The organism is Alcanivorax sp. DSM 26293 (assembly GCF_900107995.1).
In the GTDB taxonomy this organism is placed as follows: domain Bacteria; phylum Pseudomonadota; class Gammaproteobacteria; order Pseudomonadales; family Alcanivoracaceae; genus Alcanivorax.
This window is the reverse complement of sequence record NZ_FNUM01000002.1, coordinates 531,104-546,932: the sequence shown is the minus strand read 5'-3', so window position 1 is coordinate 546,932 and position 15,829 is coordinate 531,104. Positions and strand designations below refer to the sequence as shown.

Here is a 15,829-nt window from a genome sequence, read left to right as displayed (position 1 = left end):
ATGTCAGCCCCCCGTGCCACCCCGGCACTCTTTGTCACTCTGGGCATGCTCTACTTTGCCCAGGGCCTGCCCGCCGGGTTGTTGGGCAAGTCCATGCCGGCCCTGGCCAGGGACGCAGGTCTGTCACCGGAATGGATTGGCCTGCTGGCGTTGCCGGCGCTGCCGTGGGTACTGAAGTTTCTCTGGGCGCCCTGGGTGGACCGCTGGGGCAGCGGCAAGCCCAATCACCGCAAGCGCTGGATTCTTGCCTGCGTGTTGGCGGTAATGCTGGTGTTGGCAGTCACCGCCCTGTTTCCCCGCGAATGGTTGTTCGGGCCCGGCTTTGCGTTGCTGGTGGTGCTACTTTTCCTGCTCAACCTGTTCAGCGCCACCCAGGATATCGCCACTGACGGCCTGGCCACGCGCTTGCTGACACCGGACCTGCGTGGGTTAGGTAACAGTATTCAGGTGAATGGCTACAAGATTGGCATGATTCTCGGCAGTGGTGCCCTGTTGATCATGGTCGGTCACTGGGGCTGGCAGGGTACTCTGGCCAGCCTGATGCTTGCCCTGTTGCTGGTGGCGCTGGTTGTCTGGCGGTTTCATGAGCCACCGGAGCAGATCCGGCCCCGCCGACCGGTGACGTTACGCTGGTGGCGCCGGCAATTGACCCTGTTCTGGTGGCGCCCGGGTATGGCCGTTTGGTTGATCATTCTGCTGGGCTACAAGGTCGGTGATGGTTTTGGTACCCGTATGATCAAACCCTTTCTGGTGGATCGGCAATGGACGCTGGAAGCCATCGGTCGTCTGGATCTGGTGTCATCCCTGGTCGGGCTGGCCGGGGCGGCGCTGGCCGGGGTGCTGATGATGCGCCTGTCGCGCAAACTGGCCCTGTTCGGGTTTGCCGGGTTGCAGGCCCTGTCTTTTTTGGGTTGGTGGGCGGTGGCCAGCAGCCCGGCGGATCACTGGATCTGGCCGGTGGCGCTCTTCGAGCAGTTCGCCGATGGCCTTTCCACCGTGGCCCTGTTTGTGTTGATGATGGACTACTGCCGCAGTGGCCATGAGGGAAGTGACTACACCATGCAGGCGTCCGTGCAGTTGTTTGCGGTGGGGGCCTTTACCCTGGCCAGCGGCTTCAGTGCGGCCTGGCTGGGATATGCTGGCCATTTCCTGCTGGCTGCGATTCTCTGCACAGCCGTTATAATGGCCGCCTTTTTCTGGCAAGCGCCCCTTGTTGGCAACGCAAAAAAGGTAACTCCATGAGCCATGACGCCCAACACCACCTCGACGCCACCGGCCTGCTGTGTCCGGAACCGGTAATGATGCTGCACAACAAGGTGCGTGACATGGACCCCGGCGAGGTTCTGGAAGTGCGAGCCACGGACCCGTCCACCGAACGGGACATTCCCAAGTTCTGTCAGTTTCTTGGCCACACCCTGCTGGGGCAGGAGCAGGAGGGGGAGCTGTTTGTGTATTGGATAAAGAAGAAGCAGTGAACAGTTAATAGTTAACAGTGAATAGTTGCGCGCCCAAGCGCATTGAAAGTTGAACGCAAAGAGGCCGCGCTCAAGCCATGGGCGGGGCCTCCTGTGTTGTGGATTCTCTCACGGATCAATCCGCGTAGCTGTTCACTATTCACTGTTAACTATTAACTGCCTTTCAACTCCTTGCCAGCATTGCCACCGCCGCCAGGGCCTCCGGATCCCTTTCCTTGAGTTTGTTGGCGATGCCGTGTTGGAAAAAATAGCGGAAGTCCGGGAGTTGCTGGGCCTGGATCAGACACCCGGCGCCTGGCAGGACCGGGGTTTCCACCAAGCCATTTTCCTCCGCCACCATGGCAGCCAGACTCCCGTCGGCGGACAGTTGCCAGCTCACCACTTCCATCAGGCTGATGGTGTGGAAGTCATCCTCGGAAAATACCGCGTGGGTGCCGATCGTGTCGGGAATTTCCTGAATCGTCTGATGCCCGGGCTGGGGCTTGCCGAAGAAGCTGATGGCCGCATCCAGTTCCTGCACCTTGTGTGCCGGGGCATCAATAAACAGGTAATCGCTTTCCGGCAGGCGGTAACCTTCCCAGCGACCGTTCAATGGATCCGCCAGGGCCATGGCGGTCACCGGCTCTTTCAGCCAGGGAACCATGGCCACGGTGTCGCCATTGGCGAGACGGGCCCAGGCCAGAATTTTCAGTGAGAAGAGTTTATCCGGGTGATGATCATTGGCGTACAACAGCTCGATGCCATCGTATTCCGGGGAGAGACGCAAAATGGGGGGCTGTGCCGCTTTGCGGCGTGGAGAGAAAGGAACCACATTGTTCCCGCCAGGGTGTTGCCGGTGAGCCTGAGTCATGGGCACCTCCCGGTACAAGTCCTTGGCGCCGCCAGCCCGACACACAGTGTTCGTTCTGCACGGCCCGTTAATTCACGTTAGCCTGTACGGGCCGGCCATGCAAGCCGCTGCAGATAACCGGCTTATCGTGGCATTCTTCTTCAGGAGGCGAGTGTGCAGTGTGAGTATTATTTTGCCTATGGCTCGAACATGAATCCGTCCCGCATGGCGGTGCGGGGGATGCAGTATCAGGATTCCATGGCGGCGCGGCTGGAAGGGTGGGCGCTGGCCTTCAACAAGCGAGCCCACGGTCTGCAGGGTATTGCCTACGCCAACATCGTGCCGACGGATGGGGTCGTGGAAGGGGTGTTGTACCGCTTGCGCGATCACCAGGAAATAGAGCGAATGGATCCCTATGAGGGCCACCCGGTGCGTTACCGGCGTGAATGCCTGCCGGTGCAGACCGGCGCCGGTGAAGTGCTCACCTGGGTTTATATTGCCAACGCCGACTGGCAGGCGGAAAACCTGAAACCGGAGCGCTGGTACCTCAACCATTTGCTGAGCGGGCGGCCCTGGTTGAGCGACAGCTATTATCGACGTTTATTGCAGGTCCCGGTCTTTGAACCCTGACAACCAAGGATTAACGTGCAAAACCTAAATGCTCAGGTTTCCTGCCCCGAAACTGTGTTCGCGTCTCGTAGGGTGCACTGAGCCTAGGGCGAACTGCACCATTCAGACGCCGGATAGGTGCAGTTCGCCTTAGGCTCAGTGCACCCTACCGAGATGCCGTAGGTGAAACGTCAGCCGTCGGTGACAGGGTTTGCCGCATCCGCCAGCGCAGCCGCCATCCCAGCAGAATGGCGGCCACGGTCAGGCCGGCTACCAGGCCGATCCAGAACCCTGCCGGCCCCATGGGTTCGCCGAACCAGTGGGTCAGGCCCAGGCCGTACCCCAGTGGCAGGCCCACACCCCAGTAAGCGAACAGGGTCATGATCATTGGCCAGGCGGTGTCTTCAAAGCCGCGCAGGCAGCCGTTGGCACATACCTGCAGGGCATCGGATACCTGGTACAACGCCGCGAACAGCAATAGATAGGTGGCCAGCTCAATGACGTCCCGGTTATTGGTATAGATATGGGGGATCCAGCCTCTTGCCAGGACCAGCGCCGCTGCCGCTGTCACGCCCACCACGGTGGTGATACAGAGTGCCACCTGCACCGCATGTCGCAGCCCCTGCTCGTCGTGGCGTCCCCTGGCATGGCCCACTCGCACGGAGGCCGCCAGGGAAAAGCTGAGCGGTACCATGAAAATCAGCGAGGTGAAATTCAGGGCGATCTGGTGGCTGGCTACGATCTGGGCGCCCAGGCTGCCAATCAGCAGGGCAATCACGGCAAAGATGCTGACCTCGAAAAAGATCGATAAGCCCACCGGCAGTCCCAGACGCAACATGTACCCCAGACTGGCCATCTCAACGTGGCGCCGGCGCAGATTCAGCGGAGCATGCTGGTACACCGGGTGGCGGTGGGTATAAAACAGCATCATCAGTGCCATGGACCACATCACCAGGGAGGTCGCCCAGCCACAGCCCACGCCGCCCATGGCGGGAAAGCCCAGCTTGCCGTAGATCAGCACATAGTTGCTGGGAATATTGATCAGCAGGCCGATCACACTGAACAGCAACACCGGGCGAGTGTGATTAATGGATTCCGTGTAGCTTCGCATGGCCAGCATCAGGGCGGCACCGGGCATGCCCCAGCTGAGCGCATCCAGATAGCCACTGACCAGCGGGCGAATGGCCGGGTCCACGTCCATCCACACCAACACCGGTGCGATGCTGCGCAGGATCATGGCACAGAGCACCCCCAGCCCCAGGCCCAGCCAGATGCCCTGCTGGGCGAGCGGGTTGATGCGATGGTAAGCTTCGCCGCCGAGATGGCGGGACAGAATCGGCGTGGCACTCATCAGCACGCCGGTCATGAACAGAAACAGGGGCACCCAGATGCTGGCACCCACCGCCACTGCCGCCAGATCATTGGCACTGACCCGACCGGCCATCATGGTATCCACGAAGCCATTGGCGGTCTGGGCCAACTGGCCGCCGAGAATGGGCAGGGCAAGGGTGAGCTGGGCGACGAGCTCCTGACGACGGGATGACATAGGCGCGACGAATCTTATGGGTGATCTTGGCGGTAAACCACAGGGCCAAACAAAGGCGGCTACCATACCGCAAAGCGCTGTTCGGGGGCATCGTAGCGAAGACCTGGACAGACTGTTTAGGGCCACTTTTTTTCATTCCCACACCACCGTGCTGGAAGGCGGCGCGGACGAACCCGTGTATCGTCCGGGCAATCCCCATCGTATCTGCTATACCCGTGACTATTTCCGCAGCGCCCTGCACGAAATCGCCCACTGGTGCGTGGCAGGTCCGGCGCGCCGTCAGCAGGAAGATTATGGCTACTGGTATGCCCCGGATGGCCGCAATGCGGAGCAGCAGGCAGAGTTCACCCGGGTAGAAGTGTTGCCCCAGGCCTATGAGGCGCTTTTCTGTGCGGCCTGTGGGCATCCGTTTCGGGTGTCACTGGATAACCTGGATGGGGAGGCGGGGGATGAGAGGGTCTTTGCAATGAAGGTGCATGATAAGGCGCTTTCCTTACTGGGAAACGGCCTTCCTGAACGTCCCCGGCACTGGTGTCAGACCCTGGTAGATTTCTACGGTCGGACGTCTATTTCCCTGGAGGAGGGGCTTGGCGAGGTTTTTGATTGCCCTTGATCAGTGGACTGGAGAGTTTCAGTTAACAGTGAATAGTTAACAGTGACGCGACCGGGCTTTTCTGGTGCTGCAACGGAAAAGGCCGCGCTCATGATGTAAACCAGTTTCGAGTAGCGAGAAGCGAGTTCCGAAAAGCCGCCAACCTTATTGTGTTGTGCCTTTCGAAACTCGCTTCTCGTACCTCGCAACTGTTTTGATCGCGCCGCCAGCGACGCTCCTACGGCGGGGCGGGATTGGATCTATAAGCGTCCGCTGCGTTTCAGCATCAGGTAAAGGTTGTTGAGCTGCGCCGGCATGTGCTGCGGGGTGGTTGCCGTGACCAGGGCGCCGGCATGACGCAGGCGGGTATGCAGGTCGTGGCGGGCCTGTTGTTCCTGAGCGTCGGCACAGACTTGCAGGGCCTGATCAAAATCATGGCCCACCGGTTGCCGTGACAGTTGTTCCTGCTCCGGCAGCAGCATGTCGGCAATCAGCACCAGATGGTGGCGACGCAGCAGCGACACGGCGCTTATCAAGTCATCCAGATCTTCCTGCTGCAGGCGGGTAACCAGAACCACCAGGGCTCGCCGGCGGCTGCGGCGGACCAGTTGCCGGGCGGCCAGGCTGAAGTCGCTGGCATGCTGGCTGGGGTGCAGATCGTAGAGTCCGTTGAGCAGGTGGTTGATACCCTGCTGGCCCTGCACCGGCGGTAGCCAGCGTGGCTGGTCACCGGAAAAGAGCATTGCCCCGGCCTTGTCCTTTTGCTTCAGGGCGCTCCAGGCGAGCAGCAGTGCGGCGTTAAGGGCGTGATCGAAACCGGTCAGTGAGCCCACCGGCATGCCCAGACGGCGGCCGCCATCCAGCATTATCAGCACCTGTTGATTCTGTTCATCCTGGTATTCCCGGCTGATCAGGCTGCGCCGTCGGGCGGTGGCCTTCCAGTCGATTTGCCGCAGGCTGTCACCCGGGTGGTATTCGCGTAGCTGGTGAAACTCCATGCCTTCGCCGCGGCGTGGTTGCAGGCGGGTGCCGGTGAGCAGGTGGGCATGGCTGGCATCCAGTCCGCTGTGGCTGAGCCGGGAAAAGTCCGGGTAAACCGGCACGGTGCAGGCGGCGTCGCACACCTTGCGTACCTGCCACAGCTTCAGGCGGCTGGGGAACCAGAACACCAGATCGCCGAACTGTACCGGGCCGCGGCGGCTGGGCCGGTAATGATAGGTCAGCTCGGTCAGTTCTTCTTTTGCGCGCGTCAGGGTGGCCGGCAGGCCGGTGTGGGGATCATCACCGGGGTGCTGGTCGGCCAGCTCCACGCTGTCTGGCAGGCTTGCCGAGGAAACCCGGACTCGTACCGGGTGCGGCTGTTGCACCGACAGGGCAGTGGGTAGTTCCCGGTGCGCCTGCGGGGCGGGCAGGCGGCGGGCGTGCCACAGATCCAGCAGCGCAATCACCAGGGCCAAGCCGCCCAGGGCCCACCACAGGGCCACGGCCAGCATGCCGGGTATGACCAGCAACGGCAGAGACAGTAGCGCCCACAGGCCGGCGAGCAGGAGAAGACGCGGCGCAGGCTTCATTGCTTCGGCGCTTCCACCTGTTCCAGCAGTCGACCCAGGGCGGTTTCCGGAGTCTGGCCTTCGATTTCCGCATCGGCGCTGAGCTGGATACGGTGCCGCAGTACCGGGCGGGCCACCTGCTGTACATCGTCCGGGGTGACGAAGTCTCGGCCCTCGAACAGGGCCTGCACCCGGCTGGCCCGGGCCAGGGCGATGCTGGCGCGGGGGCTGGCGCCGTGACTCAAACCGCTGAAGTCCCGGGTGGCGCGAACGATGCGCAGGGCATAGTCGAGCACCTCGTCATCAATCAGCACGCCGTCGCTCAGGGTCTTCATGGCTTTCAGACCGGCGGCATCGGTGACGGGAGTCAGGCTTTCCACATCCAGGCTGGCGCGGATGGTGCCGTCCAGCACCATGTTCACCAGGCGGGTTTCGTCCGCATGATCCGGGTAGTCGATCAGCACCTTGAACAGGAAGCGATCCAGTTCCGCTTCCGGCAGCGGGTAGGTGCCTTCCTGGTCCAGCGGGTTTTGGGTGGCCAGCACCATGTAGGGCTCATTCAGGGTGAACGCCTTGCCCTCGATGGTGATCTGCCGCTCCTGCATGACTTCCAGAAGCGCCGCCTGCGTCTTGGCCGGGGCCCGGTTGATTTCATCGGCCAGCAGCAGTTGCGTAAAGGCGGGGCCGCGGCGAATGCGGAATTGCTCGCTTTTCTGGTCGTACATGGCATGGCCGGTGACGTCCGTGGGCATCAGGTCCGGGGTGAACTGGATACGGTTGAAGTCCAGTTCCAGCGCCTTGCCCAGGCTGCGCACCAGCAGGGTTTTGCCGAGCCCGGGCACCCCTTCAATCAGCACATGGCCGCCGGATACCAGGGCAATCAGCACTTCACGAACCACCTGACGCTGACCGATCAGCACCTGATTGAGATGGTGTTCAATATCCTGGGCCAGGCGGGTGGCATCGGCCAGGGTGGTGGGCTGTGTCATGTTTCACTCCTTAGAGCCTGCAGCAGGCTTACTTGCTGGGTGAGCTGGTCGCGGTTTGCCGGTGGCTGTGTCAGTGCATGGTCCAGTTGTGCCACGGTGACCTTCAGATGCGCGGCGGCGCGTTCCAGGGCCTGCTGGCGCTGGTGATGGTAACGGTTGAGTCGGGCTTGTGCCTGCTGGCGCAAGGCGGTGAGCAGGGTGTCCTGCTGTTCGGTGCGCCACTGGAAATAACCACTGGCGTGTAGATGCTGCAGGTAATCCCGATGGTTGTCTTCGGCCACGGGCTGAATCGGGCCGCGGCGGGGAATCCGTGACCACAACCACAGGCCTAGCAGTAACAGCAAGGCGGTTCCCAGTTCCGGGGCGCGAAGCCATAACCATTGCAGTAGGGGGGGCATGGCCACGGAGCGCACGAACCATACCGGCTGATCGCCGGTGAGCCAGGCCAGCAGCCAGGCATGGTCGAAATAATGCAGATTCTGGTTATTCCATAGTCCCAGGTCGGTGAGCACGGTGATCTGGCCGTCGCCCAGGGATAACTGGACCAGTTGGCTGCCGTAATCATTGTCCGCATAGGCGGAGACCTCCACCGGCCACTCGGGGAGAAACTCTGCCGGGGTGTCTTCCTCGTTCCAGCTGTCGTGCCAGAGTACATGCTGGCTATGCAGCTGGATGCGTCGGGAGGGTTGATCATCACCGGCATGCAGCAGCAGTGGCTCCGGTTGTGGGGGCGCCTCGCAGGCCAGTGCTTCGCAGGTTTCCCGCAGTTCGTCGTTATCGGTCAGCAGGCAGTATTGCAGGGGATTACCGGCAAAGGCCGGTAGCGCATCCAGCAATTCGAAAAACGGGTCCAGCGCTTCGTCGACGGTTTCCTGTTCACTTTTCCAGACCGTGATTCCCAGGCTGAAGAGGAGGGGATCGTTGTCCTGCCACTCCCTCTCGGTGGCGGTATCTTCATCCCGGGATTTTGGCAATGGGCGTGCTTCGACGATCAGTTCACCGCCAGCTTCCACCCATTGCAACAGTGAGCGGACCTGACCGGTATTGAGCAAGCCGCGCTGTTTGTCGATGATCAGGGTGGTGTCTTCTTCCGGCAACGGGAACAGGGCTGCGGCACTCAGTATGCGTGTGCTGGGCTGGCCTCGCTGTGTCAGCCAGTCCTGGGCAGCGCTGTAGGGATTGCGTTGAATGGCGCTGTCCGGCGCCGCTCTCTGGATCACGGTGACCGGCTCGGTCAGTGCGTAATAAGCGATCGTAAGCGCCACTACGAGCAGGGTGCCAAGCCAGGGAAGCTTTTTACGCATTGGCGGCCTCCTCTGCGCTGATTTGCTCCCAGTCAGCCAGCAGGGTGCGCACCGTCTCGGCGTCCACCGGACGATGGGCCCAGGCCGTGCTGATCCAGGCCTGGATCAGGCGTTGCAGATAGAGAATCGGCAAGGGTTCACCATGGGCGGCCTGGAGGTTGCGCAGGCATTGCTGTTCGGTGCTGCCGGCGGCCAGTGCCACCGGATAGCGGCGCAGCAGCTCGGCCAGGGCACTGCGCAACATCAGCGACAGGGCCAGGCGAATGTCGTTGGCACCGAGCGCTTGTTCCGTGGCGTCGCGCAGGTTCTTCGGCAGGCTCTGGCGGCGAATATCCATGCCGGCCACATGGGTAGGAATCACCGGGGTGCTATCCCGATTGCGGCTCCCCAGCCCCAGCTGATCCATGACCTTGATCAGCAGCCAGATCGCCAGCCCGGCGAAGACACCCCAGAACAGTATCCATAGCACCGCATCTGGGATATCAAAGGGGCTGTCGGAGGGTTCCTGTTGCTCATCATCGTCCAGGTTATCGAAGAAGTGTTTCCAGAATTTTTCCAGCCAGCTATCGCTGTCGTCGTCTCGATCTTTCCATTGCCGTTCGGTGCGTTCTTCGAAGGGCATGTAGTCCGGGCCGGCCAGTAGTTCGATGACCTGCTGTTGCTCTTCATTATTGCGGGGGGAAGGTTGTGCCGTTACCGGTTCAGGCAAGGGCAGCAACAGGGCCAGCAGCATTAGCAGGGTGGAACCGGTGCGGCTTGCCCGGTGGCGGCCCAACCGGGTCAGGCCCAGTTGCAGGTCCCAGCCTTCCAGCCAGGTGCGCTTGTTCAGATAGAGGGCAAAGCCACAGGCCACATAGAGTGGTTCGGTGACACACATGACCAGGTACAGAGTAGCGCTGGCAATGGCCATCTGCAGGGCACCTTGATCGTAGAACCAGTCACTCCATTCCAGGCTGAATTGCCAGGGCACCAGGGTGTAAAGCAGTACCATCAGCCCCATGGCCATGAACTGCTCCAGATGCAGCACCACGATGGTCATGATGCCGGCCCGGTTGGAGGGGTAGCTGTTCAGTGCCCGCAAACGCTGGCTGAGTTGTTCTCCCTTGGCGCCCTCCAGTTGCCAGACGCAGGTGTTGAAACTGCGTGCCGGGCTGAAACGGCGCCAGGTGAGCTGGCTGGCCAGGCCGGGCAGGGCGTACTGGCGCCAACGCTGGAACAGTTGCTTGAGCGTGAGGGTTTCCGCAAACAGGGCATGGCTGTACCAGGCCAGCACCGGTCGCTCCCAGAGGGGTTTGAGCCACCAGAACAGGAACAGCGGCCACAGGGTTTCTGCCAGCAGCGACCAGCCAAGCATTAGTCCGAAAGGGACCAGCGTGAATGCCAACCATACCCATAGCACGGGGGCGGCCCATTGCCGATACAGTTTTGTGCCCAGGTCCACCGCCTGCCAGGGGCTACGTGGTGCCAGGCGGGCGCTAGCTTTCTCGAGTTCCATTACGTCCCCCGAAGAAAAGATAGAGATAAAGCAGAGCCCAGCAGGCCGCACCGACGCTGTATTTTATGGTGGCGTCGAAGTCTCTGGGCGACCAGAACGCCTCGATGAAAGCGGCCAGCAGCAACAGAGCGAAGACCCCGTACATGGTCGGCAAGGCATCCCGTGCTGCCAGGCGCAGGGCATCCAGCCGTGACCATTGTCCCGGTGCAATAATCGACCAGCCCAGTCGCAAGCCGGCGCCGCCGGCCAGCACGATGGCGGTGAGTTCCGGGGCCCCATGGGCGATGACGAAGGTAAAGAAGGCCTCATGGCCGCCGGTGTTGATCAGGTGGCCGGCGATGGCGCCAAAGAAACTGCCGTTGAACAGCATGACAAAGATGGCACCCACGCCCAGCAGCAGACCGCCGGCAAAGGTACGAAAGGCAATGCCGATGTTGTTCTTGATGTAGTAACCGAACATCAGCACATCATCCTCGCCCTCTCGCCCGGCATGGATGTCGCTGCTGCCCGAATCCTCCGGCTGATACATGAGCTCCAGATCCGAGAGCATGGCTTCGTCTACTACGGTGTAGATCATCTCCGGTTGCTGCTGCACCAGAATCCAGGCGAGGGCGATGGACAGAACGAAGCTGAGGGCGCTGACCAGGTGCCACTTCCATTGCCGTCGCACGGCGGCGGGAAAGCCATGGGCAAAGAATGCGCCAATACGATCCGCCAGGGGCGGGTTGTAGCGGTACAGCTGGCGGTGGGCGCGCAGCACCAGATTGTTCAGGTATTGCTGAAGTTCCAGACTGTAGGCGCGCTCCCGGGCCAGCGCCAGTTGATGGCACAGCTGGCGGTAATCCGCCACGAAGCGGTCCAGTGGCAGGCGTTTCTTGCGCGACACCCGCAGCGCTTCCAGTTGCTCCAATTGCTGTTCCAGCGACTCCCATAGAGGTCGGTACTGTTGTTCGAAGCGAGCCTGTTTCACCGTGCCCCCTCAAGCAAGTAACGGGTTACGGCTCGCAGGCGTTGCAATGCCTGGGACGGGTTCAGTTCCGGGAAAGCCAGTTGCGCCAACTCCTGCTGGCGGGCTTCGGAGAATTGATCCTGGCGTTCGTGGAAGGCCAGCAGAGCCAGCTGGTCCTGGGCGCTGAGTGGCCAGTCCGGCGGATTGGCCGGGCCGCTGTGTTGCTTGCGGGTGGTCCCGGTTTGCTCGATATGGACGACCAGGGTGTTGGCCGCCATGTCCCCCAGGCGCTGATAGCGCGGACTGATCAGGGTGGTGATAAAACCGAGCAGATAAAATAGCGGGAAAGCATCTGCAGTGCGCAGCAGATTCCGGATCAGACTGCCGTTAAAACTGAGTGGACTCCCGTTGGCGTGGACCACGGCAATGCCCATGGCTTTCTTGCCCGGGGTCTGGCCATGACGCAACGCCTCGAACAGGGTGGGGTAAAACCATTCCAGGGCAAAGCCGATAATCAGCAGCAGGCCAATGCCCATTTTGCCAAGCATGCCCAGCACAAACGCCAGGACCGCGAAAATCAGCAAACGAAGGAGGAGGTCGATACCGTAGGCCATGGCCCGGGTTACCGGGCCCGCCAGGGACAGGCTGAGCATGGCCCCTTCCGGTGTCTCCACCTCATACCGTTCGTCAATCAGCATTTTGCCCCTGGCGAATCTGCAGGGCAGAGAATACAAACAGCATCACCGTCAGCGAGGTCTTGGCGATGGCCAGGGTGCGCACCGGCGGCGGATCCAGTAGCTGGACAGCATAGCCGCAGAAATAGAACAGCAGAATAAAGCACAACCAGGTGGCCTGGCGCTTGTTGCCACTGATCACGGCCGGCAGCATCAGCACCAGCGGCGCGTAGAGAATCGCCGCAAAGATGATGCTGGAAAGAGGATGGACATCCGGCGGCGCCAGGCTGAACAGCCCGGTGATGCCCACAAACAGCAAGAGTGCGTAGCTGATACGCAGAAGCAGAAGATTCATTGTCAGGCCTTGAGTTGGCGGGCCAGGGTCGCCAGGCGTTTGCCCAGCGCCCGTGCCAGGGAGATTTCATGATCGGTCAGCGACGGGTCCGCATCGATACCGGCAACGTGGGTAGGACCGTAGGGAGTGCCGCCACTGCGGGTATCCAGCAGCGCCTGTTCGGAATAGGGCACCCCGGTTATGACCATGCCGTGATGCAGCAGCGGGGTCATCATGGATAGCAGGGTACTTTCCTGGCCACCATGCAGACTACTGGTGGAACTGAATACGCCGGCGGGTTTGCCGATCAGGGTGCCTTTCATCCACAGATCGCTGGTCTGGTCGACAAAGTATTTCAAGGGTGCCGCCATATTGCCGAAGCGGGTGGGGGATCCCAGCGCCAGACCACTGCATCCGGCCAGGTCATCCAGGCTGGCGTAGGGAGCCCCCTGTTCGGGTACGGCGGGTTCACTGGCTTCACTGTTGGCGGAGACTGCCGGTACCGTGCGCAGTCGCGCCTCCATGCCGGTGCTTTCGATACCACGGGCAACCTGTTGCGCCAGGTTGGCTACGCTGCCGTTGCGGCTGTAGTAAAGCACCAATACATAATCCGTCATGATGGTGTCAGTCCAGCAGGTTAAGGGCGTTTTCCGGGGGACGCCCCAGTACCGCCTTGTTGCCCCGTACCAGGATGGGACGCTCAATCAGTTTCGGGTACTGCACCATGGCAGCAATGACCTCATCGTCGTTGCTTTCCGCGGACAAGCCGGCCGTTTTATAGTCGGCTTCCTTGTTACGCACCAGATCATGGGCGCTGGGTAAGCCGAGTTTCTTGACCAGAGTTTTCAACGTGGCGGCGTCCGGGGTGTCGTCCAGATACTTTACGATAGTGGGCTGGATGCCGTTGTCTTCCAGCAATGCCAGCGTCTGGCGGGATTTCGAGCAGCGTGGATTATGGAAGAGGGTGTAGTCCGTCATGAGTTTTGCATATTCTGTGGATGAGGGTGTCATTGTAAGGCGCTTGAATCCGCTGGCAAGGAGAGGATGCCGATAGCATGGAAACTGATGAAGAGGTCATTCCGGTCCGCGCCAGGCTGGATTCCATTCGTGCCTTTTTTGCCTTGCTGGTGCGTCAGTTCAAGGAAGATGGCTGTCGGGAAAGCGCTGCCGCACTGACTTACACGACGCTCTTTGCCATCGTGCCGGTGATGACCGTGAGCTTTTCGGTACTGGCCTCGGTGCCTGCACTGAAGGGCAAGGGGATTCAGCTCCAGCAATGGGCGTTTGAATACTTTGTGCCGTCGGCGGGCAATATGCTGTTGGAGCACCTGCAGTCGTTTGCCCGCCAGGCCACCAATCTGACCGGCCCGGGGGTGATTATTCTGATCATCACCTCGGTATTGATGCTGCGGACCATCGAACAGACCGTGAATCGAATCTGGAAGGTGCGCACTGCCCGTAAGGGGCTTACCAGTCTGATGATGTACTGGGCGGTGTTGTCACTGGGGCCGATCTGTCTGGGTGCGGGGCTGGCGATCTCGTCCTATCTCACCTCCCAGGCTATTTTCAGTGACACCGTGCACTATCTGGGTGGGGTCAGGCTGTGGTTGTCGTTGCTGCCTTTCCTCTTCACCACGGCCATGCTGACGTTGCTATACACGGTGGTTCCCAACACCAATGTCCCTTTGCGTCAGGGCATGCTGGGTGCGGCCTCTGCAGCATTGCTGTTTGAACTGGCAAAAAGCGGTTTTGCCTTTTTTATCCGCCAGGCCCCCAGCTATGAAGTGGTGTACGGGGCGTTTGCGGCGGTGCCGCTGTTTCTTCTGTGGGTGTACATTTCCTGGATCATTGTGCTCGGTGGCGCGGAGCTGGTTCGGGCCCTGGTGGTATTCCAGGAGCATCGACGTCGGGTGCCGAGAATGCATGCGCTGATGCGTTTACTGCATGCTTTCTGGCTACGTCAGCAACAGGGCAAGGTGCTGCGCAGCAAGGAAGTGCGTCAGGTGATGCGCGATTGCGGAGTCAGTCAGTGGGATGAGTTTCGCAACTTATTGATGGACGCCAAGCTGATACGGCGCACGGACGAGGGCGGTTATATGCTATCCCGGGATCTGCGCAACCTGACACTGGGACAGCTGGTAGCTATGCTGCCGTGGCCGGCCCATACCCAGCTTCGGGTGCGCCTGGGCAATGATGAATCCGCCTGGGAGCAGGTATTGAAGGAAAAGATGGATCAGGCCCGTGACGGTATGATGGCGCCGCTGGATATGCCGCTGGATACACTCTTTCACCGTCGTGACAGTATTACCGACGAGGAGATTGGGGAGAGCAATGATGGCGATCACTAAACATGTACTGGTGAGCGGCAGGGTTCAAGGGGTAGGCTACCGGGCCTGGACCCAACACCAAGCCAGCCTGCGAGATCTTGCCGGTTGGGTACGTAATTGTGATGACGGTCGTGTGGAAGCCATCCTGCACGGCCCGCCGGATGCGGTATCGGCGATGCTGGACGCTATGCGCCAGGGGCCGGCCATGGCCCGGGTGGAAGAGGTAATCACCCGGGATTCAGAGGCGCCGCTGACCCGGCACTTTGAGGTAACTCGATGAAACAAGTTGAACTGGTAAACGGTGACTTGCGTTTTCCGGCGCTGATGGCCGGCAGTGGCGAGCCCGTGATTTTGTTGCATGGGTTTCCGGATACCCATGAAAACTGGGCGGTGCAAATCAATGCGCTGGCGGAGGCAGGTTATACCGCCATTGCGCCAGCGTTGCGCGGCTATGCCCCGGGCTGCCAGTCCGGAAGCGGCGATTATTCTCTGTATGCCGCAGTGGACGACCTGATGGTGTTTGCCGCTCAGCTGGGTGGCCGTGTGCACCTGATCGGTCATGACTGGGGGGCGGCGGTGGGCTACCTGGCGTGCGCCCAGTCCCCGGAAACCTTCTGCTCTTTCAGTGCTCTGGCCATACCGCCCCTGCGCCGGATTCCCCAGGCACTGCTCAAGGTTCCCGAACAGGTGCTGCTCAGTGGCTACATGCAGTTTTTCCAGTTGCCGATGGCCCCGGAGGCCTGGCTCAAGCGCGGCGATCTGAGTGGTGTGGAAACCCTCTGGCGGCGTTGGTCGCCGGACTGGGACCCGGGGCTCTACCTGGACAATGCCAAGCACACGTTGGCGGAGCCGGGGGTGATCAGTGCAGCGCTGGCCTGGTATCGGGCCATGTTCAAGCTGTGGAAGAAGGAGCAGCGTAAGGCCCTGACCTGGCTGGGGCAGGATATCGCCACGCCCACCCAGATTCTGATCGGCGAAAATGACGGCTGCATGAGTCCCAAACTGCTCGAACATACTCTGGTGGACACTGACTTCAGCGGCGGCGTGGAGTTGCAGCAGATTGCCAATGCCGGGCATTTCCTGCATCTGGAGCAGCCGGAAGTGATCAACGATCATCTGCTGCGTTTGCTCAACAATACCCGCTGCGACTGAGATG

18 protein-coding genes are annotated in these 15,829 nt (G+C 60.9%); 7 read left to right on the top strand and 11 right to left on the bottom strand.

Annotated elements, in window-relative coordinates:
* Together C4S63_RS06060 and tusA are read left to right on the top strand one after the other, a co-directional pair.
* Complete coding sequence (locus C4S63_RS06060; RefSeq protein ID WP_103917003.1) at positions 1-1,242, top strand: MFS transporter; 1,242 nt, start codon at positions 1-3, stop codon at positions 1,240-1,242.
* Positions 1,239-1,475, top strand: a complete 237-nt coding sequence (gene tusA / locus C4S63_RS06055; protein WP_062816241.1) for a sulfurtransferase TusA — start codon at positions 1,239-1,241, stop codon at positions 1,473-1,475. The genes C4S63_RS06060 and tusA overlap by 4 nt, the downstream gene beginning before the upstream one ends.
* Positions 1,476-1,638: 163 nt before the next feature.
* On the opposite strand, the gene C4S63_RS06050 is transcribed toward tusA, so the two are convergent.
* On the bottom strand, positions 1,639-2,325 hold the full coding sequence (locus C4S63_RS06050) for a hypothetical protein (protein WP_103917002.1): 687 nt from the start codon (positions 2,323-2,325) through the stop codon (positions 1,639-1,641).
* A gap of 153 nt (positions 2,326-2,478) precedes the next feature.
* On the opposite strand from C4S63_RS06050, the gene C4S63_RS06045 reads away from it, so the two are divergent.
* Positions 2,479-2,934 carry a gamma-glutamylcyclotransferase family protein gene (locus C4S63_RS06045; RefSeq protein ID WP_103917001.1) on the top strand — a complete coding sequence of 152 codons (456 nt, stop codon included), beginning with the start codon at positions 2,479-2,481 and terminating at the stop codon, positions 2,932-2,934.
* A 145-nt stretch (positions 2,935-3,079) separates the two neighbouring features.
* Here the strand turns inward: C4S63_RS06045 and C4S63_RS06040 are convergent, their stop codons facing one another.
* Positions 3,080-4,459 (bottom strand): MATE family efflux transporter, encoded by a 1,380-nt coding sequence (locus tag C4S63_RS06040; RefSeq protein WP_103917000.1) that lies wholly within the window; start codon positions 4,457-4,459, stop codon positions 3,080-3,082.
* Positions 4,460-4,475: 16 nt separating this feature from the next.
* Here C4S63_RS06040 and C4S63_RS06035 point away from each other — a divergent pair, with 16 nt between their 5' ends.
* On the top strand, positions 4,476-5,072 hold the full coding sequence (locus C4S63_RS06035; RefSeq protein WP_103916999.1) for an elongation factor P hydroxylase: 597 nt from the start codon (positions 4,476-4,478) through the stop codon (positions 5,070-5,072).
* 239 nt (positions 5,073-5,311) lie between these two features.
* On the opposite strand, the gene C4S63_RS06030 is transcribed toward C4S63_RS06035, so the two are convergent.
* From C4S63_RS06030 to arsC, 9 genes are read right to left on the bottom strand one after another with little or no spacing between them, the layout of a single operon-like run.
* Complete coding sequence (locus tag C4S63_RS06030; protein WP_103916998.1) at positions 5,312-6,622, bottom strand: DUF58 domain-containing protein; 1,311 nt, start codon at positions 6,620-6,622, stop codon at positions 5,312-5,314.
* Positions 6,619-7,590, bottom strand: a complete 972-nt coding sequence (locus tag C4S63_RS06025; RefSeq protein ID WP_103916997.1) for a MoxR family ATPase — start codon at positions 7,588-7,590, stop codon at positions 6,619-6,621. The genes C4S63_RS06030 and C4S63_RS06025 overlap by 4 nt, the downstream gene beginning before the upstream one ends.
* Entirely contained in the window at positions 7,587-8,894 is a 1,308-nt protein-coding gene (locus C4S63_RS06020) for a DUF4350 domain-containing protein (RefSeq protein WP_103916996.1), read from the bottom strand. Before C4S63_RS06020 ends, C4S63_RS06025 begins: the two co-directional genes overlap by 4 nt.
* Positions 8,887-10,389: a DUF4129 domain-containing protein gene (locus C4S63_RS06015; protein WP_103916995.1), complete on the bottom strand. Its 1,503-nt coding sequence runs from the start codon at positions 10,387-10,389 to the stop codon at positions 8,887-8,889. The genes C4S63_RS06020 and C4S63_RS06015 overlap by 8 nt, the downstream gene beginning before the upstream one ends.
* Positions 10,370-11,359 (bottom strand): stage II sporulation protein M, encoded by a 990-nt coding sequence (locus C4S63_RS06010; protein WP_103916994.1) that lies wholly within the window; start codon positions 11,357-11,359, stop codon positions 10,370-10,372. Before C4S63_RS06010 ends, C4S63_RS06015 begins: the two co-directional genes overlap by 20 nt.
* On the bottom strand, positions 11,356-12,036 hold the full coding sequence (locus C4S63_RS06005) for an RDD family protein (RefSeq protein WP_103916993.1): 681 nt from the start codon (positions 12,034-12,036) through the stop codon (positions 11,356-11,358). Before C4S63_RS06005 ends, C4S63_RS06010 begins: the two co-directional genes overlap by 4 nt.
* The gene (locus C4S63_RS06000) at positions 12,026-12,367 is read right to left on the bottom strand and encodes a DUF2069 domain-containing protein (RefSeq protein ID WP_062816341.1); all 342 of its coding nucleotides are present in this window, start codon (positions 12,365-12,367) and stop codon (positions 12,026-12,028) included. The genes C4S63_RS06005 and C4S63_RS06000 overlap by 11 nt, the downstream gene beginning before the upstream one ends.
* Positions 12,368-12,369: 2 nt before the next feature.
* A complete protein-coding gene (wrbA, locus tag C4S63_RS05995) occupies positions 12,370-12,963 on the bottom strand; it encodes an NAD(P)H:quinone oxidoreductase (protein WP_197463364.1) in 594 nt (197 codons plus the stop codon).
* Positions 12,964-12,970: 7 nt separating this feature from the next.
* Positions 12,971-13,324, bottom strand: coding sequence for an arsenate reductase (glutaredoxin) (gene arsC, locus C4S63_RS05990; RefSeq protein ID WP_103916992.1), 354 nt, complete (start codon positions 13,322-13,324; stop codon positions 12,971-12,973).
* Positions 13,325-13,401: 77 nt separating this feature from the next.
* On the opposite strand from arsC, the gene C4S63_RS05985 reads away from it, so the two are divergent.
* From C4S63_RS05985 to C4S63_RS05975, 3 genes are read left to right on the top strand one after another with little or no spacing between them, the layout of a single operon-like run.
* Positions 13,402-14,694, top strand: a complete 1,293-nt coding sequence (locus C4S63_RS05985) for a YihY family inner membrane protein (RefSeq protein WP_062816230.1) — start codon at positions 13,402-13,404, stop codon at positions 14,692-14,694.
* Positions 14,678-14,953 carry an acylphosphatase gene (locus C4S63_RS05980; RefSeq protein ID WP_103916991.1) on the top strand — a complete coding sequence of 92 codons (276 nt, stop codon included), beginning with the start codon at positions 14,678-14,680 and terminating at the stop codon, positions 14,951-14,953. Before C4S63_RS05985 ends, C4S63_RS05980 begins: the two co-directional genes overlap by 17 nt.
* The gene (locus tag C4S63_RS05975) at positions 14,950-15,825 is read left to right on the top strand and encodes an alpha/beta fold hydrolase (RefSeq protein ID WP_103916990.1); all 876 of its coding nucleotides are present in this window, start codon (positions 14,950-14,952) and stop codon (positions 15,823-15,825) included. The genes C4S63_RS05980 and C4S63_RS05975 overlap by 4 nt, the downstream gene beginning before the upstream one ends.
* The last annotated feature ends 4 nt before the right edge of the window (positions 15,826-15,829 follow it).